Origin of the sequence: Streptomyces sp. NBC_01515 (genome assembly GCF_045040345.1) — a bacterium.
Lineage (GTDB): Bacteria > Actinomycetota > Actinomycetes > Streptomycetales > Streptomycetaceae > Streptomyces.
The window spans coordinates 9,678,016-9,702,487 of record NZ_CP109416.1 but is presented as its reverse complement, the minus strand read 5'-3'; the positions used below and the strand labels follow the sequence as shown (position 1 = coordinate 9,702,487).

General features: G+C 69.8%; 1 protein-coding gene (cut by a window edge). It reads right to left on the bottom strand.

Going from position 1 to position 24,472, the window contains the following annotated elements:
• Positions 1 to 24,382, bottom strand: partial view of a non-ribosomal peptide synthase/polyketide synthase gene (locus OG407_RS42955; RefSeq protein WP_405865905.1) — the 5' portion only. 8,606 nt of this gene lie to the left of the window's left edge; only the first 24,382 of its 32,988 coding nucleotides appear in the window; it begins with the start codon at positions 24,380 to 24,382; its stop codon lies off the left edge, out of view.
• Between the last annotated feature and the right edge of the window lie 90 nt (positions 24,383 to 24,472).

The following is a 24,472-nucleotide window of genomic DNA, read 5'->3' as shown; positions in this document are numbered from 1 at the left end:
ACGCGCCCAGCGCGGTCTCCCGCACCCGCCCCAGCACATCCCCGAACGAGGGGTCGCCGGACAGATCCGTCCGCATGACCAGGGTGTTGACGAAGAACCCGATCAGGTCCTCCGTCTCGGCCCGGTTCCGGTTCGCCACCGGCGTGCCCACCACCACATCCTCGGAGCCGGCGTAGCGGCCCAGCAGCACGCTGAACGCCGCCAGCAGCGTCATCGACATCGTCGTTCCGCTGCGGCCGGAAAGGGTGCGCAAGGCCTTCGTGGTCCGGTCCGGGACCGAGAACCTGTGTACCGCGCCCTCGGTGGACCGGACGGGCGGGCGTGGCCGGTCAGTGGGGAGTTCCAGTACCGGGAATCCGGCCAACTCCTGTCGCCAGTAATCGAGTTGTGTGTCCAGCGTCGCGCCGGTCAGCCATGCGCGCTGCCACACCGCGAAGTCCGCGTACTGGACCGGCAGCGGCGGGAGCGGATCCGGCCGTCCCGCGCTGAACGCCTCGTACAGGGCGAGCAGTTCACGCTGAAGGATGCGGTCCGACCACTCGTCGGACACCACGTGATGCGTGGCCAGAGCCAGTACATGCTCGTCCGGGGCCAGCCGGATCAGTGTGGCGCGGATCATCGGGCCGTTCGCCAGGTCGAAGGGTGTGACGGCATCCGTCGAGACCAACTCCCGTGCGAGCGCTGCGGGGTTGACGCTCCCGGACACGTCGACCACCGGCAGAGTGAATCCCGACGGCGGGTCGATCACCTGGTACGCCACTCCGTCGGCGCCCGCCGTCAGCCGGGTCCGCAGGATCTCGTGCCGGGCGACGACCGCGCCCAGCGCCGCGGCCAGGGCGTCGACGTCCACTGCGTGGCGCCAGCGCATCGGCGTGGGCAGGTTGTACTCGACCGAACCGGGCTCCAGTTGGTCGAGGAACCACAACCGCTGCTGCGCGAAGGACAACGGCAGTGCCCGGGTGCGGTCCGCGATCGCGATCGGCGGCAGGACGCCGCCTCGTCCGGCGCTGTCGACCGCCGCGGCCAGCTCCCGTACGGTCGGCGCGTCGAAGAGGACGGCGAGAGGTATCTCGACCCGGAAGGCCTCCCGGATACGGGAGATCACCTGTGTGGCCAGGAGTGAGTGGCCGCCGAGATCGAAGAAGCCGTCCGTGATGCCGACACGGTCCGAGCCGAGGACCTGGGTCCAGATTCCGGCGAGGAGTTCCTCGGTCGTGGTCACCGGAGCGACGTAACCGCCCTCGGGCCGCAGTCCCTCCGGCTCGGGCAGGGCGGACCGGTTGATCTTTCCGTTGGGTGTGAGGGGAAGCGCCGCCAGTTCCGTGAAGAGGGACGGGACCATGTACTCCGGCAGCGTCTGCCGTACATGCTCACGCAGCTCTCCCGGTGGCGGAGTGCTTCCGCCCTCCTCGCTCGGGGCACTCGGTACCAGGTAGGCCACCAGGCGGCGTTCGGCTCCCTCACCGTGTGCGGTGACCACCGCCGAACCGATCCGCGGATGTGTGGACAGCGCGAACTCGATCTCACCCGGCTCGATCCGGAAACCACGGACCTTCAGCTGGTCGTCGGCCCGGCCCAGGAACTCCAGCCGGCCCTCAGCCAGCCACCGCACCCGGTCCCCGGTGCGATACAGACGCGCACCATCAGCCGCGAACGGATCCGCCACGAACCGCTCCGCCGTCAACGCCCCACGCCCGAAGTAACCACGGGCGACACCGGCACCACCGATGAACAACTCGCCCGCCACGCCCACCGGCACCGGTGCCAGCCGCTCGTCCAGCACATAGACCCGCGTGTTCGCGATCGGCACGCCGATACCAGGTGCGCCGCCATCGACGGGTTCGCACACCGACCAGACCGTCGTCTCCGTCGGCCCGTACATGTTCCACACCGCCGCGGTCCGCTCCGCCAACGCCCCCGCCAGCGAAGCGGGCAACGCCTCACCACCGCACAGAACCCTCAGACCCGATACGCCGTCCCAGCCGTCCGACACCAGCATCTGCCACGTCGCCGGCGTCGCCTGCATCACCGTCGCACCGACCCGCACCAACTCACCCGCCAACACAGCAGGCACACCCGCCACATCCCGGCCGGCCACCACCACCCGCGCACCCGACACCAACGGCAACCACAACTCCAGCCCCGCGATGTCGAAGCCCAGCGTCGTCACCGCCAACAGCACATCCGCACCATCAAGCCCAGGACGCCCAGCCATCGCCGACAGGAAACTCACCAGACCGCCGTGCGAAACCTGCACACCCTTCGGCCGCCCCGTCGAACCCGACGTATACAACACATACGCCAACTGGCCCGCATGGACAGGCACTTCAGGAACCGTGGCGGGAAGCCCGGCCAGCCTCTCCACCGTCGCCGGATCATCCAGCCAGACCACCGACTCCACCCCGGCCGACACCACCAGACCGGCAGCCACACCCCGATGCCCGACCAGCACCGACGCCCCACTGTCAGCCAGCATGAACCCCAGCCGCTCCACTGGAAACTCCGGATCCAACGGCAGATACGCCCCACCCGCCTGCCACACCGCCAACGCCGCGACGACCATGTCCACCCCACGGGACAGGCACAGCGCCACCACCGACTCCGACCCCACACCCACCCGACGGAGATGACGCGCGAGACGGTTCGCCCGTCCCGCCAACCCGCCGTACGTCAAGGACACATCGCCCGAGACCACAGCCACCGCGTCCGGCGCCGACCGCGTCCCTTCAGCGATCAGCTCATGCACCCCGCCCGTCGTCGGCAGCGGGGCCGCCGTGTCGTTCCACTCACCCACCAACTGGTCCCGCTCCGCGGTGGTCAGCACCGGCAGCTCACCCACCTGCCGCCCGGCGTCCTCGGCGATCGCCGCGAGCACCGTCGCCAAGTGTCCGGCCATCCGCTCCACGGTTCCGGCATCGAGGCGGGCGCGGTCGTACGACAGCTTGATCTTGAGTTCGCGGCCGAAGCCGGCGGTGATGTGGAGGGGGTAGTTGACCTGCTCGCGCCCGTAGTCGAGACCCGCTTCGAGGCCGTCGGCGGCAGAGGTCTCCCGGCTGGCGGCCAGGGTCTGGTCGGGGAAGTTCTCGAATACGAAGAGGGTGTCGAACAGGGCCTGGCCGGGCGGGAGTTCGCTGCATTCCGTGATCGTCACGAGCGAGGTGTGCTCGTACCTGCGGGCCCGTACCTGCTCGTCCTGGAGCTCGGCGAGCCAGTCGGCCACCGGCCGGTCCCGGTCGACGCGGACCCGTACCGGTGTGGTGTTGATGAGCAGACCGACCATCGCGTCCATACCGTCGATCTGGTCGCCGCGGCCCGAGGAGGTCACGCCGAACACCACGTCGTCGGTGTCGGCGTACCGGCCGAGCACCAGCGCGCAGGCGCCCTGCACCACGGTGTTCACCGTCAGCCGATGCCGGCGGGCGAACTCGGCCAGGCCGGACGCCGCCACGGTCGGTGGCAGGGAGACCAGACGTTCGTCGCGACCGCTGTCGCCGGTGGCACGGGCTACGCCGAGAGTCGTGGTCCCGGTGATGCCGGACAGCCGTTCGCGCCAGTACTCCCGTGCTTCGTCCCCGTCCTGGGCGGTGGTCCACGCGATGAAGTCCCGGAAGGACGGGCGGGGCGCCAGGGCCGGCACGCTTCCACGGCGATAGGCCTGGTAGGCCTCCAGCATCTCGCCCATGACGATGGGCAGGCTCCACCCGTCGAGCAGCAAGTGGTGATAGCTCCAGATGAGCTGGTGCCGGTCGTCGGCGAGCCGGATCAGTGCCAGGCGCACCAGGGTGGGAGCGGAGAAGTCGGCGCCGCGGGCCCAGTCGTCCGACAGGTGGTCGCCGATCGCCTGCTGCTGCGCCTCCTCCGCCAGGTGGGCCAGGTCGAGGTCCCGCAGTGGCAGGGGTACGGACCGGGAGACCACGGCCAGTGGTTCGGGCACGCCGTCCCACACCACCGTGGTGCGGAGCACCTCGTGCCGGGCGAACACCAACTCGCAGGCGCGCCTGAGGGCTTCGAGGTCCAGTTCGCCTTCCAGCAGCATGCCGTTCTGGACCCAGTACATGCCGGGGTCCGCGGACAGCCGGGTGTGGAACAGCATTCCCTGCTGCAGTGCCGTCAGCGGATAGATGTCCTCGATCGTCGTGGGGAGCTGCCGTGCGACGCGGTCGAGGGCCTGTTGGCCGATACGGGCCAGGGGGAAGTCCGACGGGGTGTGCCCGTGGACATCGGGGTCGCAGCAGTACTCGATGAGGTCGCTCAGGACTTCGGCGTACCGCTGTGCGAGCCGCTGTACCGTCGCCTCGTCGTGCACCTCGGTGCCGTACGTCCACACCATTTCCAGCCGGCCGTCGGACACCCGGCAGTTGACGTCGATGAGGTGGGCGCGGTCGCCCTCCTCCGACCATGCGCGGCCCAGCGATCCCCGGCCGGGTCGGAACGGGCCCGTCCCGCCGCCGGGGGCGGACTCGTGGGTGTCGGCTCGCCGGCTCAGATAGTTGAAGCTGACCTCCGCCGCGGTGCCCGTGCGCGGGAGCCGGTCCGTGAGGTGGCGGAGCAGACCGTGTCCCAGGCCCTTCCTCGGGACCGCCCGCAGGTACTCCTTCGTGCGGCGGAGCACTGCTCCGAGGTCCCCGTCCCGGGCGCCGGTCAGGGCGACCGGGTACATGCTCGTGAACCAGCCGACGGTGCGGGACACGTCGATGTCGGCGCCGACGTCCTCGCGGCCGTGACCCTCCAGGTCCACGACCACCGACGGGACGCGCGCCCAGGGGGCGAGGACCATGCCGAGTGCCGTGAGCAGCACGTCGTTGATCTGTGTCCGGAACGCGCTCGGCACCTCGCGCAGCAGCCGTTCGGTCTGCTCGGCTCCGAGCGCGGTGACGACGTCCCTGGCCGAGGCCACGGTGTTGCGCCCGTCCCGGTCGCGCGGGAGTGGCGTGGCCGCGATCTCGGTCTCCCGCCAGTGGGCGGCTTCGGCCGTCACCTCCGGGGAGGCCGCCAGTTCACCGAGCCGCTGCGACCAGCGCTGGAACGACGTCGTCTTGGCCGGCAGCTCCACCGTCGTGGCGCCGCGCGCGGCCTGCTCGTACGCCGATGTCAGGTCTTCGATCAGGATCGGCCAGGAGACGGCGTCGACGGCCAGGTGGTGGACGACCACGAGGAGCAGTTGGCCGTGCTCGCCCCGGTCGAGGAGAGCCAGTCGCAGCAGTGGGCCCTCGTGCAGATCGAGCGCGCCCTGCACCTCTGTGGCCCGGGCTTCCAGGAACTCCGCCTCACCGTCCGCGGCGGAGGCGTCGATCACCGACACCAGGTCGGCCGGCTCGACGGCCGCCACGTGCCCGGTCCACGCACCGTCGTCGTCCTGTACGAAGCGGGAGCGCAGCGCGTCGTGCTGCTCCACCACGGCGCGTGCCGCCGCTCGGAGCGCGTCGGTGTCCACCCGGTCGACGGCCTCCAGGACCACCGACTGGTTGAAGTGCGACGGTGCCGGCAGCTCGCGTTCCAGGTACCAGTGCTGGATCGGGGTCAGTGGGAACTCCCCGACCACCAGGCCCTGTTCGGCGTCCGCCGTGCTCTCGCCCGATGCCACGGACGCCAGGGCCGCCACCGTCTGGTGGTCGAACAGCTGGGCCGCGGTGACATGGACGCCGTACTCGCGGGCCCGGGCCACGACGCGGATGCTGATGATGGAGTCGCCGCCGAGGTCGAAGAAGTTGTCCTCGACGCCGACCCGGTCGAGGCCGAGGACCTGGGCCCAGGCCTCGGCGAGGATCCGTTCCACGTCGGTGCGGGGCGCGACGTAGGTGCTCGTGGCCACCGCGCGCGTTCCGTCGGGTGCGGGCAGGGCTCCGCGGTCGATCTTGCCGCTCCGCGTCATCGGCAGGCCGGCCATCTCGGTGAAGACCGCCGGAACCATGAACTTGGGCAGGTGCTCACCCACGAACGCGCGCAACTCGGCTACGGGCGGCATGCCTTCGGCCATGTCGGCGGGGACCAGGTAGGCGACGAGCTTGCGCTCCGTACCGGTTCCGTAGGCCGTGACGACGGCGGTTCGGACGCCCGGGTGTTCGGCGAGTACGGTCTCGATCTCGCCGGGCTCGATACGGAACCCGCGGACCTTGACCTGGTTGTCGGCGCGGCCGATGAACTCCAGCTGTCCGTCGGCCAGTCGGCGTGCCCGGTCGCCCGAGCGGTACATGCGGGAGCCGTCGGCCGCGAACGGGTCGGCGAGGAAGCGCTCCGCGGTCAGGGCCCCACGGCCGCCGTAGCCGCGGGTGACTCCGGCGCCGCCGATGAACAGTTCGCCCGCGACGCCCACGGGCACCGGGTTCAGCCATTGATCGAGTACGTGGACCCGTTCGTTGACGTAGGGAGTGCCGATCGGCGGTGTGCCGTCGGTCTCGACCTCGCCCGCGGTGGTGGCGATGGTGGTCTCGGTCGGACCGTAGACGTTGAGCAGTCGCAGACGGTCGCGCCACCGTTCGGTGAGCCCGGCCTCCACGCGCTCCCCGCCCACCAACACCGTTGCCAGATCGGGGAGTTCGTCGGGGAGCAGCACCTCCAGCACGGAAGGTGTCATGAACGACAGGCTCACGGCAGCGCGCCGCATCAGCGAGGTCAGCCGCTCGGGCGGGGTGCGGTCCTGCGCTTCGGCCACGACCAGGGTCGCGCCGGTGGGCAGCGACATCACCAGCTCCCACACCGAGGCGTCGAAGCTGAACGAGGCGAATTCGAGCACGTGGTCACCCGGCCCGGCGTGCAGCAGCGGCCGCATCGCCTCGGCGAGCGTCGTCACACCCCGGTGGGGCACGTGGACGCCCTTGGGACGCCCCGTCGAGCCGGAGGTGTAGATGATGTACGCGAGCTGGTCGGGCAGGACCCGTATCCGCGGAGGTGTGGAGGGCAGCGCCGCGAGGCCCGTCCAGGTGGCCGGGTCGTCCAGCCACAGCACGGTCTCCAGGGTGGCGTCGGCCGCCAGGCCGGCGGCCACCGTCTCGTGGCCCAGGAGGACCGCGGCGCCCGAGTCGGCCACCATGAACTGGAGCCGTTCGAGCGGATAGGCGGGGTCCAGGGGCAGATAGCCCGCGCCGGCCTGCCACACCGCCAGGGTGGCGACCGCCATGTCGGCGCCGCGTTCCAGACACAGTGCCACTACGGACTCGGGGCCCACCCCCGCCTGGCGCAGGCGGTGGGCGAGCCTGCTCGCCCGTGACATCAACGCGCTGTACGTGAGCGTGTGTTCGCCGGCCATGACGGCCGCCACATCCGGGGTCGCGGCAGCCTGGGCGGCGATCAGCTCGTGCAGACCGCCCGCGGGAGGCAGATCCACGGCGGTGTCGTTCCACTCGTGGACGACCTGGTGGCGCTCCGCGCGGGACAGCAACGGGAGTTCGCCGATGTGCCGGTCCGGGTCGGCGGCGACCGCGTCGAGCAGCGTGACCAGGTGCCCAGTCATCCGCTGGGCGGTCGTGGCGTCGAACAGGGCGGAGCTGTACTGGAGTTCACCGGTCAGCGAGCCGTTCTCGTCCGCCAGGGTCAGCACGAGGTCGAACTTGACGGGGATGGGCTCCGGAGCGCCGCCGGCGTCCGCCTCCTCCGCCGTGTCGCCGCTCGCGGTGCCGCCCTCGCCCGGCTCCTCGGGCACATAGCTGAACATGACGTCGAACAGCGGGGTGCGGGACCGGTCCCGTTCCGTCACGAGGGCGTCGACGAGCCGGTCGAACGGCAGGTCCTGGTGCGCGTAGGCGCCCAGTGCCGTCTCCCTCACCCGGCCCAGGAGTTCGGTGAAGGACGGGTTGTCGGACAGATCGGTGCGCATGACGAGGGTGTTGACGAAGAAGCCGATCAGGTCCTCGGTCTCGGCGAGGCCCCGGTTGGCGACAGGTGTGCCCAGGGTGACGTCGTCGGTGTCGCCGTAGCGGCCCAGCAGCACGTTGAACCCGGCCAGCAGCGTCATGAACATGGTGCTGCCGTGCTCGCGGGACAGCGTGCGAAGGGCCTCGGCGGTCCCGGGAGCGACGGTGAACCTGGCGACCGCCCCTTCGGTGGACCGTACGAGGGGGCGCGGCCGGTCGGTCGGCAGCTCCAGCACCGGAGTCTGGTGCAACTGCCCGGTCCAGTAACCCAGTTGGCTGTCCAGGACGTCACCGGACAGCCACCGGCGCTGCCAGGCGGCGACGTCGGCGTACTGCACGGCGAGCGGCTCCAGCGGATTCGGCTCACCCGCGCGGAACGCCTCGTACAGGGCCGACAGTTCGCGGCGGAGGATGCCGTCCGACCACTCGTCGAAGACGACGTGGTGCATCGCCAGGGCCAGTACGTGCTCGTCGGGGGTGAGCCGGACGAGGGTGGCCCGGACCAGGGGACCGCACGCCAGGTCGAACGGGGTGAGCCCGTCCTTGCCGACCAGACGGTCGGCCTCGTCCCGGGGCCGGGCGCATCCGCTGACGTCCACGACCGGCAGCGGAAGGCCCGTCGGCGGGTCGATCACCTGGTGTGCGACACCGTCCGCGCCGGCCACGAGCCGGGTCCGCAGGACTTCGTGGCGGGCGACGATCGCGTCCAGCGCCGCGCCGAGCGCCGCGAGGTCCACATCGCCGGTCAGACGCACCCGGGTCGACATGTTGTACTCGGGCGAGCCCGGCTCCAACTGGTCCAGGAACCAAAGCCGTTGCTGCGCGAACGAGAGCGGCAGTGCCTCGTCCCGGGAGATGGCCGCCACCGGGGGCGCGGCATCCCGCGCGGAACTGTCGATCACCGAGGCCAGCCCACGCACCGTCGGCCGGTCGAACAGCGCGGAGAGCGGGAGGTCGACCGCGAGTATCTCCCGCACCCGGGAGACGACCTGGCCGGCCAGCAGCGAGTGCCCGCCGAGGTCGAAGAAGCCGTCCGTGGCACCGACCCGGTCCACGCCGAGGACGCGCTCCCAGATACCGGCGAGGAGCTCCTCGGTCGCGGTGCCGGGGGCGACATACCGGTTGCCGGAACCGGCCCGGCTCCCTTCCGGCTCGGGCAGGGCGGCCCGGTCGGTCTTGCCGTTCGGGGTCAGCGGCAGCGTGGCCAGCTCGACGAACACGGACGGGACCATGAACGACGGCAGCCGCTCGCCCGCGAAGGCCCGCAGTTCGGCAGCGGCCGGGGTGCCCTCGGCCTGGTCGGCCGGGACCAGGTAGGCGACCGTGCGCCGGTCCCCGCCCTCGCCGAACGCCGTGACGACCGCCGTCCGGACACCCGGATGGGCGGCGAGCGCCGCCTCGATCTCGGCGGGCTCGATGCGGTAGCCGCGTACCTTCAGCTGGTCGTCGGCGCGCCCCAGGAACTCCAGCTGCCCGTCCGCCAGCCAGCGCACCCGGTCCCCGGTCCGGTACAGGCGGGAGCCGTCCCCGGTGAACGGGTCGGCCACGAACCGCTCGGCGCTGAGCGCCGCACGGCCGCCGTAACCGCGCGCCAACTGCGGTCCCCCGATGAACAGTTCACCGGACACACCCACCGGCACCGGCTTCATGAACGCGTCCAGGACGAACACCCGGGTACCTGCGACGGGGGCACCGATGGGAGGAACGCCGGGCACGTCCTGCGGCTGTGTCACCCCGATCCAAGCGATGCTCGCGCACACCGTGCTCTCCGTCGGCCCGTACGCGTTCAGCAGCCGGTGGTGTTCGCTCCACGCGGCGGCGAGCGTCGCGTCGAGCCGTTCGCCCGCCGTGACGAGGGTGGTCATGCCGTCCAGGTCACCGGGCCGCAGCGCGTCCAGGAGGGACGGCGGTACGGTCGCCACACTGACCCCGGCACGCACGACCAGGGACGCCAGCCGTTCGGCGTCGGAACGCTCGGACGCCTCGGCGACCACCAGGGTCGCGCCCACCGCCAGCGCCATCACCAGCTCCCACACCGAGGCGTCGAAGCTGAACGGCGCGAATCCGAGCACGACGTCGTCACGTCCCGTACCCAGCGCCGTCCGCTGCACGGTGGACAGGCTGACCAGCCCCCGGTGGGACAGGTGAACCCCCTTGGGCCGGCCCGTCGAACCGGAGGTGTAGATCACGTACGCGAGCTGGTCGGGCAGGACGCGTCCCTGCGGAGGGACGTCGGGGAGCGCCGCGAGGTCCGTCCAGGTGGCCGGGTCGTCCAGCCACAGCACGGTCTCCGGCGCGGTGTGCGCCACCAGGTCGGCGGCCGTGCTCCGGTGGCCGACCAGCACCGTCGCACCACTGTCGGCGAGCATGAACTCCAGCCGCTCGGCCGGGTATTCGGGATCCAGCGGCAGATACGCCGCTCCCGCCTGCCACACCGCGAGGACCGCGACCGCCAGGTCCACACCGCGCTCCAGGCAGAGCGCCACCACGGACTCGGACCCGATGCCCGTCCGGCGCAGACGCTGCGCGAGCCGGTTGGCGCGCCGCAGCAGTCCGTCGTACGAGAGCGACCGCGCGCCCGCCACCACGGCCACCGCGTCGCCGTTCACGTCCGCGTGCCGGGCGATCAGCTCGTGGACACCACTCGCGGCGGGCAGCGCCACGGCAGTGTCGTTCCACTCCCCCAGCAGCCGCTCGTGTTCGTCCGCCGTCAGTACGGGCAGGTCACCGACGTACTGGCCGGTGTCGGCGGCGATGGCCTCCAGGACCGTGCCCAGGTGGCCCGCGAGCCGCTCGACAGCCTCGTCGTCGTAGTGCGCGCGGTCGTAGGAGAGACGGACGACCAGCTCGTGGGCGGAGGAGGCGATCACGCCGAGGGGGTAGTTGGACTGGTCGCGTCCATAGTTGGTCCCCGCCCGAAGACCCTCGTCCTCGCCCGCGTACTGTCCGGCCCGCCCACCCTGGACCAGCGCCTGGTCGGGGTAGTTCTCGAAGGCGAAGACGGTGTCGAACAGGGCCTGTCCCGGCGGCAGTTCACCGCATTCGGCGATGGTCACCAGCGGCGTGTGCTCGTACCTGCGGCCGCGTACCTGCTCGTCCTGCAGCGTGGACAGCCAGTCGGCGACGGGCCGGTCACGGTCGATGCTCACCCGCACGGGGGTGGTGTTGATGAGCAGGCCGACCATCTCGTCCATGCCGTCGATCTGACCGCCGCGGCCCGACGAGGTCACGCCGAACAGGATGTCGTCGCGGCCGGCGTACAGGCCGAGCACCAGCGCCCACGCGCCCTGCACCACGGTGTTCAGCGTGAGCCGGTGCCTGCGGGCGAACTCGGCGAGACCGGACCTGGACACCGAGGCCGGCAGCGGTACTCGGCGCTCGTCCCGCCCCTGGTTCCCGGTGGCGTGCTCCAGGCCGAGGGTCGTGGGCTCGGAAATCCCGGCCAGCCGCTCGCGCCAGTACTCCCGCGCCTCGTCCGCGTCCTGTCCGACGGCCCAGGCGACGAAGTCCCGGAAGGGCGCACGGGCGGCGAGCCGCGGCCGGTTGCCCTCACGGAGCGCCTGGTACGCCTCCAGCACTTCGTTCAGCACGATGGGCACACTCCACCCGTCGAGCAGCAAGTGATGGAAGCTCCACACCAGTTGGTGCCGTTCGTCGGCCAGCCGGATCAGAGAGATCCGCACCAGTGTCGGAGCGGAGAAGTCCGCGCCCCGTTCCCAGTCGGCCTCCAGATGTCCGGTGACGGCGCGCCGCCGCGCCTCCTCGTCGAGATGCGACAGGTCCAGTACGTGGAGGGGCAGGGGTACGGACCGGGAGACCACCGCCAGCGGCTCCGGCACCCCCTCCCACACCACCGCGGTGCGCAGCACCTCGTGCCGGGCGAGGACCAGCCCCCACGCCTGCTTCAGGGCGTCGAGATCCAGTCGGCCTTCGAGGAGAACGCCGTTCTGAGCCCAGTACATGCCGGGTTCGGTGGCCAGCCGCGTGTGGAAGAGCATGCCCTGCTGGACGGCTGTCAGTGGATGGATGTCCTCGATCACCGTCGGGACGCGGCCCGTGATCAGATCCAGGGCGCCCTGGTCGAGCCGGGCGAGCGGAAAGTCCGACGGGGTGTGTCCGGCGACCTCGGGACGGCAGCAGTACTCGATCAGGTCGGCGAGGACATCGACGTACCGCTGTGCGAGGTGCCGCACGGTCGTCTCGTCGTGCACCTCGCAGCTGTACGTCCACTCCATCTCCAGGCTGCCGTCGGCGACCTGGCCGTTCACCTCGATGAGATGCGTACGCGTGCCGTCCGCCGACTGGGATTCGCCGAGCGACCGGCCGGACGGACCGAAGAGGGCCCGGTCGGGTGAGGGGGTGCGGGTGTCCGCCGGGTGGTGGGAGGACTGACCGAGGTAGTTGAAGGAGACCTCGGCGGCGGGAGCCGTGCCGGGCGGCGTCCGGTCGGTGTCGGTGAGGTGCCGGAGCAGGCCGTGTCCCAGGCCCTTGCGCGGGACTGCCCGCAGGTTCTCCTTCGTACGCCGCAGCAGCGCACCCAGATCACCGTCGGCGGCGCCACTCAACGCGACGGGGTGCACGCTGGTGAACCACCCGACCGTACGGGACACGTCGATGTCGGAGCCCACGTCCTCGCGGCCATGCCCCTCCACGTCGACGACGACCGACGCCGCACCTGCCCACTCGGTCAGCACCACGCCCAGCACGCTGAGCAGTACGTCGTTGATCTGCGTCCGGAAGGCACTGGGCACCTCGCGCAACAGGCGCTCGGTTCGCTCGGTGTCCAGGGTCGTCCGGGCGTTGCGTACAGAGGCGTTCCGGTTCAGGCCGTCGTGGTCGCGCGGGAGGCGTACCGCGGCGGTCTCGACCTCCTCCCAGTACGCGGCTTCCGCCGTGACCTCCGGGGAGGCCGCCAGCTCGCCGAGCCGCTGAGCCCAGCGCGGGAACGACGTCGTCTTGGCAGGGAGTTCCACCCTCGCGGAACCGCGCTCGACCTGCTCGTACGCCGATGTCAGGTCTTCCAGCAGGATCGGCCAGGAGACCGCGTCCACGACCAGGTGGTGGACGACCAGGAGGACCAGTTGGCCTCGCTCACCCCGGTCGGCCCGGTCGACGAGGGCCGCACGGAGGAGGGGTCCGTCACTCAGGCCGAGACCGGCCTGCACCTCCGTGGCCCGTGCCTCCAGGAACTCGTCCTCGACGTCCGCCGCGGAGGCATCGATCACCGTCACCAAGTCGGCCGGCTCGACTGCCGCCATCACACGGCCGACCCACGCCCCGTCCTCCTGCGCGAAGTTGGAGCGCAGTACGTCGTGGTGCTCGACCAGCGCGGCCAACGCGGCGCGCAGCAGCTCGGGTTCGACCCGGCGGCCTGTCTCCAGAACCATCGACTGGTTGAAGTGCGAGGGATGTGGCAACTCACGCGCCAGGAAACTCCGCTGGACAGGCGTCGGCGAGAAGTCGCCGACAACCAGGCCCTGTTCGGCATCCGTCACGCTCTCACTCGACGCCACGGACGCCAGACCGGCCACCGTCTGGTGCTCGAACAGCTGCGCCACGGTGACATGAACGCCGAACTCCCGGGACTTCGCCGCGACCCGGATGCTGATGATCGAGTCACCGCCCAGGTCGAAGAAGTTCTCCTCGACCCCGACCCGTTCCACGCCGAGCACCTGCGCCCACACCTCGGCCAGGATCCGTTCGACCTCGGTACGAGGAGCCACGTACTCGCCTGCCGAGCCGGTGCGGCCGGCGGCGTCCGGGAGCGGGAGGGCGGTGCGGTCGAGTTTGCCGTTGGGGGTGAGGGGGAGGGCGGCGAGTTCGGTGAAGGTCGCCGGGATCATGTGGGCCGGCAGTCGCGAGCCGGTGAAGGTGCGCAGGTCGGGGGTGGAGGGGATGCCGTCGTTCTGGTCGGCGGGTACGAGGTAGGCGGCCAGGCGGCGGTCTTCGGTGTCGCCGAAGGCCGTGACGACGGCGGTGCGGATCCGGGGGTGGGTGGCGAGTACGGCCTCGATCTCGCCGGGTTCGATACGGAAGCCGCGGACCTTGACCTGGTCGTCCGCCCGGCCGATGAAGTCCAACTGCCCTTCCGCGAGCCAGCGGGCCCGGTCGCCCGAGCGGTACATGCGGGTGCCGTCCGCAGTGAACGGGTCGGGCAGGAAGCGCTCGGCGGTCAGGGCGGGCTGGGCGCGGTAGCCGCGGGCGACCTGCGGACCCGCGATGAACACCTCACCCGCAACACCGACCGGGACCGGACTCAGGCGCGCGTCCAGGACATACAGACGGGCATTCGCCACCGGGGCACCGATCGGCGGGACCACGGCCACGTCCGCGTCGACCGCACCGGCGGTCACCATGACCGTCGCCTCGGTGGGACCGTAGGTGTTCACCAGCGTGCGGCCCCGCGCCCACGCCTCCGCAACCTGCCGGGTCAGCCGCTCCGCACCCAGCAACAGCGTCTCAATACCGGGGACTTCGCCCGGGTTCAGCACACCCAGCAGGGACGGCACCACACTGGCCGCGCCCACCGCCTGGGCGCCGATCATCCCGGTCAGGGCCTCCGGGGCGGTGCGCTCAGCACTGCTCGCCACCACCAGCGCGCCGCCCGACGCCAGCGTCACCGCCACGTCCAGGACAGCCGCATCGAAACTGAACGACGCGAACTGCAACACCCGCACACCCGGACCGGCACCCAGCACCGGGCCCAGTCCGGTCACCATGCCCACCACACTGCGATGCGCAACCTGCACACCCTTCGGACGCCCCGTCGACCCCGACGTATAAATCACATACGCCAACTGGCCACCGTCAACCGGGACTTCAGGAGCCGTGGACGGCAGAAGGCCATCGACGAGGGCCGGATCATCCAGCCACACCACCGACTCCACCGGCAACCCACCGACCACCTCGGCCACCGACCGGTCTCCGATCAGCACCCTCGCACCGCTGTCGGCGAGCATGAACTCCAGCCGCTCCAACGGGTATTCAGGATCCAGCGGCAGATACGCACCGCCTGCCTGCCACACCGCCAGCATCGCCATAACCATGTCGACGCCACGCGGCAGACACAGCCCCACCACCGACTCCGCGTCGACTCCAAGCGCCCGCAGGTGATGCGCCAGCCGGTTCGCGCGGTCCATCAACCCGCCGTACGTCAGCACCTCACCGTCCGACACGACAGCCACCGCATCCGGACCGGCCAACGCCCGCCCCGCGATCAGCTCATGCACCCCACCCACACCCGGCAACGGCTCAACAGCCCCGTTCCACTCCTCGACCACCCGCCGCCGCTCACCCGCACCAAACACCGACAGCTCGCCGACACACCGCCCCGCATCCTCCGCAATGCCCTCCAACACGTTGACGAGATGGCCCGCCAAGCGCTCGACGGTCGCGGAGTCGTACTGAGCACGCTCGTACGACATCTTGATCATGAGCTCGTGCCCGGAGCCGGCGGTCACGCTGAGCGGGTAACTCGCCTGCTGGCGGACATGATTGAGGCCGGTCTGCAGACCACTCGCCGCAGAGAGTTCGCGGCTGTCGATCAGAGTCTGGTCCGGGTAGTTCTCGAAGACGAAGAGGGTGTCGAACAGGGCCTGACCCGGCGGGAGTTCACTGCTCTCACCGATCACGACCAACGGCGTGTGCTCAAACCTCCGCGCCCGCACCTGCTCATCCTGCAACCCCGCCAACCACTCCACCACCGGCCGGTCCCGCTCCACCCGCACCCGCACCGGCGTCGTATTCAGCAACAGACCCACCATCGAGTCCATCCCATCGATCTGGCCACCACGACCCGACGACGTCACACCGAACACCACATCATCCGAACCCGCATACAACGACAACACCAACGCCCACGCACCCTGCACCACCGTGTTCAACGTCAACCGATGCCGCCGCGCAAACCCCGCCAACCCCCCACCCGCCACCACCGACGGCAACACCACATGCACATCCCCCTGACCCACCTCCCCCAAAACCCGCCCCACACCCAACACCGTCGGCTCCACAAACCCCGCCAGCCGACCACCCCAAAAACCACGCGCCTCCACCACATCCTGACCCGCCACCCACCCCGCGAAATCCCGGAACGGCGCACGCACCACCAACTCCGCACGCCTCCCCTCACGAAAAGCGTGATACGCCTCCAACACCTCCCCCAACACAATCGGCACACTCCACCCGTCAAGAAGCAAGTGATGGAAGCTCCACACCAGTTGATGCCGCTCGTCCGCCAGCCGGATCAGCGAGATCCGCACCAACGTCGAAGCCGAAAAATCAGCACCCCGCGCCCAGTCCGCAGCCAGAAAGTCATCCACCCGCCGACGGCAGGCATCCTCACCCAGCCTCGAAAAGTCCAACACCTCCAGAGGAACAGACACCAACCGCGACACCACCGCCAACGGCCGCGGAACCCCCTCCCACACCACCGCACTCCGCAACACCTCATGCCGCGCAAACACCAACTCCCACGCCCGCCTCAGAGCATCGAGATCCAGCCGCCCCTCCAGAAGCAGACCGTTCTGCACCCAGTACATCCCCGCATCCGAAGACAACTGACTGTGAAACACCATCCCCTGCTGCAACGCCGTCAACGGATAAATGTCATCAATCACCGTGCGGACCCGACGCGCGACACCATCCAGCGCATCCTGATCCAAACCCGCCAACGGGAAATCCGACGGGGTATAACCACCCACACCTGGAGCGCAGCAGTACTCGATGATCTGGGTGAGGACATCGACATACCGCTGCGCCAACCGCCGCACCGTCGCCTCGCCGTAGACCTCACCCCCATACGTCCACACCATCTCCAAACTGCCGTCAACGACCTGGCTGTTGACCTCAATCAGGTGGGGACGATCGCCCTCGGACGACTGCGCCACGCCCAGGTCCTTGCCTGACGGACGGAAGCGGTCGGCGCTTCGGCCCTCGCCGGCGTCGTGCGCGTCCGGACGTCGGCCCGACTGGCCGAGGTAGTTGAAGGACACCTCCGCACCCGAACCCGGGACCGGCTCCCAGTCACTCAGGTACCGCAGCAGGCCATACCCCAGCCCCTTGCGCGGCACCGCCCGCAAACCCTCCTTGGTACGCCGAAGCAGCGCACCCAGATCACCGTCCTCCACACCACCCAGCACGACCGGATGCACACTCGTGAACCAACCGACGGTACGGGACACGTCGATGTCGGAACCCACGTCCTCGCGGCCGTGGCCCTCCACGTCGACGACGACCGACGCCGTACCTGCCCACTCCGTCAGCACCGCACCCAGAGCACTCAGCAGCACATCGTCGATCCGCGTCCGGAACGCACCCGGCACCTCACGCAACAGACGCCCCGTGAGTTCGGCACCCAACGCCACCGACACCCGCCGCGCCGCCGCAACCGTATTCACACCCCCAAACTCACGCGGCAACACACCCGCCCCAGCCCCCACTCCCCGCCAATGAACACCCTCAGCCACCACCTCCGACGACACCGCCAACTCACCCAGCCGCCGAGCCCAACGCAAGAACGACGTCGTCTTCGCCGGGAACCCCACCACCGCCACACCACGCTCGACCTGCTCATACGCCGACGCCAGATCCTCCAGCAGGATCGGCCAGGAGACCGCGTCCACGACCAAGTGGTGGACAACAACCAGAAGCAACTGACCACGCTCACCCCGGTCGAAGAGCACCGCACGCAGCAACGGGCCGTCACTCAGGCCGAGACCGGCCTGCACCTCCGTGGCCCGTGCCTCCAGGAACTCGCCTTCGACGTCCGCCGCGGAGGCATCGATCACCGTCACCAAGTCGGCCGGCTCGACTGCCGCCATCACACGGCCGACCCACGCCCCGTCCTCCTGCGCGAAGTTGGAGCGCAGTACGTCGTGGTGCTCGACCAGCGCGGCCAACGCGGCGCGCAGCAGCTCGGGTTCGACCCGGCCGGTGATCTCCAGCACCGTCGACTGGTTGAAATGCCAGGGCTCCGGCAACTCGCGTTCCAGGAACCAGCGCTGGATCGGAGTCAGCGGGAACTCCCCGACTACGACACCCTGTTCGGCATCTGTCGTGCTTTCGCTCGATGCCACCGACGCCAGACCGGCCACCGTCTGGTGGTCGAACAACTGCGCCACGGTCACGTGAATGCCGAGTTCCCTGGCTCGCGCCACGACGCGGATGCTGCTGATCGAGTCGCCACCGAGCTCGAAGAAGTTGTCCTCGACGCCCACCCGTTCCACGCCGAGGATCTGCGCCCACACCCCGGCCAGAGCCTGCTCGACGCCGGTACGTGGCTCGACGTAGGCCTCCGCCGAACCCACGCGGGCCGAGGCGTCCGGCGCGGGCAGCGCGGCCCGGTCGATCTTCCCGTTCGCGGTCAGCGGCAGCGCGGCCAGTTCCATGAACACGGCCGGAACCATGAAGGTCGGCAGGCTCCGCTGAACGTGGTCCCGCAGGTCATTGACCGCCGGTATGCCCTCGGCCTGGTCCGCCGGAACGAGGTAGGCGACGAGGCGTCGGTCCTCGGTGTCCTCGTGGGCGGTGTCCCCGTGGGCCGTCACGACAGCCGAGCGGATCTGCGGGTGAGTGGTCAGGACGGCTTCGATCTCGCCGGGTTCGATACGGAACCCGCGGACCTTGACCTGGTCATCCGCCCGGCCCAGGAATTCCAGTTGCCCGTCCGGCGACCAGCGCGCCCGGTCGCCCGAGCGGTACATGCGTGAACCATCGGAAGTGAACGGGTCGGGCAGAAAGCGCTCGGCCGACAACGCGGGGCGCCCTCCGTAGCCGCGGGCCACGCCGGTCCCGGCGATGTACAGCTCGCCCGCCACACCGACCGGCACCGGGTTCAGCCGCTCGTCCAGGACGTACGTCCGCGTGTTGTCGATCGGGATGCCAATCGGCGGCGCGCCCCGGCCGTCCGGATCGACGGTCGCGATACTCGCGCAGACCGTGGCCTCGGTCGGACCGTACGCGTTCAGCAGCCGGTGGTGTTCACTCCATATGGCCGCCGTCGCCGCGTCGAGGCGTTCGCCGGCGGTGACCAGGGTGGCCATACCGTCCAGGTCACCCGGGTTCAGTACGGCCAGCAGTGACGGCGGCAAGGTCGCCACCTGCACATTCCGCCCCCGTACGAGAGCCGCCAACGCCTCCGGCTCGGCGCGCTCCTCTGCCGTCGCCACCACCAACGTGCCACCCGACGCCAGCGTCACGCACACCTCGGACACGGCGGCGTCGAAGCCGAACGGTGCGAACTGCACCACGGAGTCCCCGGCTTCCACACCGAAGGCCCTCCCCTGTGCGCGCACCAGATTCACCACACCGCGATGAGCGACCTGTACGCCCTTGGGCCGGCCCGTCGACCCCGACGTATAGATCACGTACGCCAACTGGTCGCCGTGTACGGGGACTTCGGGCGCCGTGCCCGGCAGGCCCTCGGTGACGGCCGGGTCGTCCAGCCACACCACGGACTCCACAGGCAGCCTTCCGGCCACCTCCGCCGCCTCGGACACCTCGGTCGACCCGGCCACCGACCGGTGCCCGATCAGCACCTTCGCGCCGCTGTCCGCGAGCATGAACTCCAGGCGCTCGGCCGGGTATTCGGGATCCAGCGGCAGATACGCACCGCCTGCCTGCCACACCGCCAGCATCGCCACGACCATGTCGACCCCGCGTGGCAGGCACAGGGCCACGATCGACTCCGTACCCACGCCGGATCCACGCAGGTGGTGGGCCAGCCGGTTGGCGCGGGTCATCAACTCGCCGTACTTCAGGACCGTTTCACCGCAGGTGACGGCCACCGCGTCCGGGTGCGCGTCCGCCTGGGCCGCGATCAGCTCGTGGACTCCACCCGCCGAGAGCATCGGTGCCGCGGTGTCGTTCCACTCCTCGACCATGCGGCGCCGCTCGACGGCACTCAGGACCGGCAGTTCACCCACCCGCTGCTCGGCGTCGGCCGCGATCGCCTCCAGCAGCGTGACCAGGTGCCCTGCCATCCGCTCGATCGTGGAGGTGTCGAACAGCGCGGTGCTGAACTGGAACTCCCCCGCGAGTTCGCCGCCGGCCTCCCCCAGCGTGACCACCAGGTCGAACCTCACGGGCAGTTCGTCCGCGTCCGCCGGTCCGGCGTCGGGGTCAGCGTCCGCGTCGGGGGCCGCGTGGGCGTCGGACTCCCGGGGCTCCTCTCCCGACTGCCCGTTGTCGTAGTCGAAGAGGACTTGGAAGAGGGGGCTGCGGGATCGGTCGCGTTCGGTGACGAGTTCGTCGACGAGCTGCTCGAAGGGCACGTCCTGATGCGCGTAGGCGCCCAGCGCCATCTCCCGCACCCGGCCCAGCAGTTCGACAAAAGACGGATCACCCGACAGATCGGCCCGCATGACGAGGGTGTTGACGAAGAACCCGATCAGGCCCTCGGTCTCGGCACGGTTCCGGTTGGCCACCGGCGAACCGACCACCACATCGTCCGTACCCGCATACCGACCCAGCAGCACACTGAACGCCGCCAGCAACGTCATCGACATCGTCGCCCCACCACGACGCGACAACATCCGCAAAGCCCGAGCGGTCGCGGCCGGCACCCGCACCCCCACCACCCCACCCTCGGCGGAACGCACCGCAGGACGCACCCGGTCCATCGGCAGCTCCAACACCGAAGCCCCCGACAACCGCTCACGCCAGTAAGCCAGTTGCTCCTCCAGGACCCCACCCGTCAGCCACTCCCGCTGCCACACCGCGAAGTCCGCGTACTGGACAGGCAGCGAGGGAAGCGGATCCGCCCCGCCAGCACGGAACGCCTCGTACAGAGCCGACAGTTCACGCCGCAGGATCCGCCCCGACCACTCGTCCGACACCACGTGATGCATCACCAACGCCAGCACATGCTCATCCACCCCCAGCCGCACCAAAGTCGCCCGCACCAACGGACCCGCCGACAGATCAAACGCACACCCCGCATCCACCGCCACCAACGCCCGCGCAGCCGCCCACGGATCCACCGCCGCCGACACATCCACCACCGGCAACGGAACGCAAGCCGGCGCATCGATCACCTGATACGCCACACCCCCCGCACCCGCCACCAACCGCGTCCGCAACACCTCATGCCGCGCCACCACACCCGACAACGCCCCACCCAACGCCGCCACATCCAGCGGACCGGCCCACCGCATCAGGGACGACAGGTTGTACTCCGCGCTTCCCGGTTCCAACTGGTCCAGGAACCAGAGGCGTTGCTGAGCGAACGACAACGGCAGCACCTGGTCCCGGTCCACGGCCGTCACCGGCGGAGCCGTCACACCGGCGCCCGCGGTCTCGACCACAGAGGCGAACTCCCGCACCGTCGGCTCGTCGAAGAGGACCGACAGGGGCACCTCGACCCCGAACACCTCACGCACCCGGGAGATGACCTGCGTAGCGAGCAGCGAATGCCCACCCAGATCAAAGAAGTTGTCTTCGGCGCCCACCTCGTCCACACCGAGAACCTGTGCCCAGACGTCGGCGAGGATGCGTTCCGCTTCGGTACGCGGTGCCACAGGTCCGGTCGCGTCCTGACGTACTCCTTGTGGTTCGGGGAGGGCGGTGCGGTCGAGTTTCCCGTTCGCCGTCAACGGCAGCTCAGCCAACTCCACGAACACCGACGGCACCATGTACTCCGGCAACCGCGCCCCAACAAACCCCCGCAACTCACCCACCGACGGAATACCGTCCCCGACATCGTCCGGCACCACATACGCCACCAGCCGACGCTCCACACCCTCACCCCACGCCGACACCACCACAGCGCGCACCAACGGATGCCCCGCCAGCACCCCCTCCACCTCACCCGGCTCAACACGGAAACCCCGCACCTTCACCTGATCATCAACACGCCCCAAAAACTGCACCCGACCATCCACCAACCACCGCACCCGATCCCCCGACCGGTACATACGACTGCCGTCCCCCACGAACGGATCCGCCACAAACCGCTCCGCCGTCAACCCACCCCGACCCCGATAACCCCGCGCCAACTGCCCACCCGCAATGAACAGTTCACCCGCCACCCCGATGGGCACCGGCCGCAGCGCCCCATCCAGCACATACACCCGCGAACCCGCCAACGGCCGCCCCAACGACACCACACCATCCCCACCCAACGGCCCCGCCAGCACACCCACCGTCGACTCCGTCGGCCCGTAATGGTTGACCACCACCCGCCCCCCCGCAGCCGCCACCAACTCCCCCAGCCACACCCCCGACGCACCCTCACCACCCAGCACCACACCCCGCGCCGGCACCAAACCCCCCAGACCCCCACCACACCCCGCCGCCAACGCCGCCAGATGCGACGGCACCACCTTCACAAAATCGATCCCCCACGCCCGCCAATACCCAGCCACCGCCCGACCGTCCACCGCCACATCCGCACCCACCACATGCAACACACCACCCGACACCAACGACCCGAACACCACCGTGTTCCCCAAGTCCGTCACCACCGACTGCAACAACCCGAACCGGCCCCCCACCCCCGACCAGCCCAACCGCTCCACCACACCCACCGTGTACTGCAACAACCCACCATGCGTGACCTGCACACCCTTCGGCCGCCCCGTCGACCCCGACGTATAAACCACATACGCCAACTCGTCAGGCTGCACGGGCACTTCGGGTGACACGGTCGGCATACCAGCCAACCGCGCACGGTCCATCGGGTCGTCCACGACCACAGTCCGCAACCGCCCCACCGGCAGCTCGTCCAGGATGTCGCCGGTACCGACCAACACCGACGCACCACTGTCCGCGAGCATGAACGCCAGGCGCTCCACCGGAAACTCCGGATCCAACGGCACATACGCCGCACCCGCCCCCCACACACCCAGAACAGCCGTGACCATGTCCACCCCACGCGGCAGACACAACGCCACCACCGACTCCGCACCCACCCCCACCCCACGCAAGTAATGCGCAAGCTGATTCGCCCGACCCAACAACCCCCCATACGACAACGCCACACCACCCGACACCACCGCCACCGCATCCGGCATCAACACCGCCCGCGCGGCAATCAGCTCATGCACCCCACGCGCATCGACACCCGGTATCAGAGCCCCGGCCGGGACCGGAGTGTCGTTCCACTCCTCCACCACCTGGCGCCGCTCGTCCGCCGTCAGCACCGGAAGCCGTGACAGTTCCCGGCCGGTGTCCTCGGCCACCGCGCTCAGCAGCGTGACCAGGTGCCCCGCCATCCGCTCCACCGTCACCGCGTCGAACAACGCGGTGCTGTACTCGAATTCGCCCGCCAGCCCCGCATCGCTGTCGCTGAAGATCAGCCGCAGGTCGAACTTGGCGACGACACCGTCGTCCGCCGTGTCGGCCGTGGCGAGGTCGCCGGCACCAGCGCTGGTGGAGGGCCCGGCGGAGTCGTAGTTGAAGAGGGCCTGGAACAGCGGGGTACGCGACCGGTCCCGGTCGGTGACCAGCGCCTCAACCAGTTGCTCGAAGGGCACATCCTGATGCGCGTACGCACCCAACGCCGATTCCCGCACCCGCCCCAACAACTCCCGGAACGTGGGGTCTCCCGACAAGTCGGTCCGCATGACGAGGGTGTTGACGAAGAACCCGATCAAATCCTCCGTCTCGGCACGATTCCGGTTCGCCACCGGCGTGCCCACCACCACATCCTCCGACCCCGCATACCTCCCCAACAACACATCGAAGGCCGCCAACAGCGTCATGAACATCGACACTCCGCATTCGCGCGACAGCGTCCGCAACGCTCCCGCCACCCCATCCGGCACAGCGAAACGCACCGACGCACCCGCCGAGGAACGAACCGGCGGACGAGGCCGGTCAGTCGGCAGGTCCAGTTCCGGTGCTCCGGCCAACCGCTCGCGCCAGTAGCCCAGTTGCTGGTCCAGGACCTCGCCGTCCAGCCACTGTCGCTGCCACACGGCGAAGTCCGCGTACTGCGCCTCAAGCGGCGGCAACGGGTCGGGGTCTCCCGCCAGGAACGCCTCGTACAGGGCCATCAACTCGCGGTGAAAGACCTGGTCGGACCACTCGTCGAAGACGACATGGTGCATGGCGACCACGAGGACGTGCTCCTCCGGTGCCAGTCGGAGCAGCGTGGCGCGGATCAGCGGTCCGGCCGCGAGGTCGAAGGGAACCGCGGCATCCGCCGCCACCAAAGCCCGCACAACAGCCCCGGGATCCACCTCCCCCGACACATCCACCACCGGCAACACGAACGGCACCGGCCCATCAATCACCTGACACGGAACACCCTCCCCATCCGCCACCAACCGCGTCCGCAACACCTCATGCCGCGCCACCACACCCGACAACGCCCCACCCAACGCCGCCACATCCAGGAAGCCGTCCCAGCGCACCCGCATCGACAGGTTGTACTCGGTCGACGACGGGTCCAACTGGGCCAGGAACCAGAGGCGCTGCTGCGCGAACGACAGGGGGATCGGGCCGTCGGGACGCGGCCCCCATTCGCGACGCGATGCCTGCTCTCCCTTGAGGCGTCGCTTCAGCAATTCCCGCTTGGCGTCAGAAAGCATCAGTTGTCCCCTGCAAATGAGAAAGCTGAATTAGTGCATGACGGTGCGCTGCTCGGCCCTGGGAAATCCATCGCGGCACCGAAAGGGAAC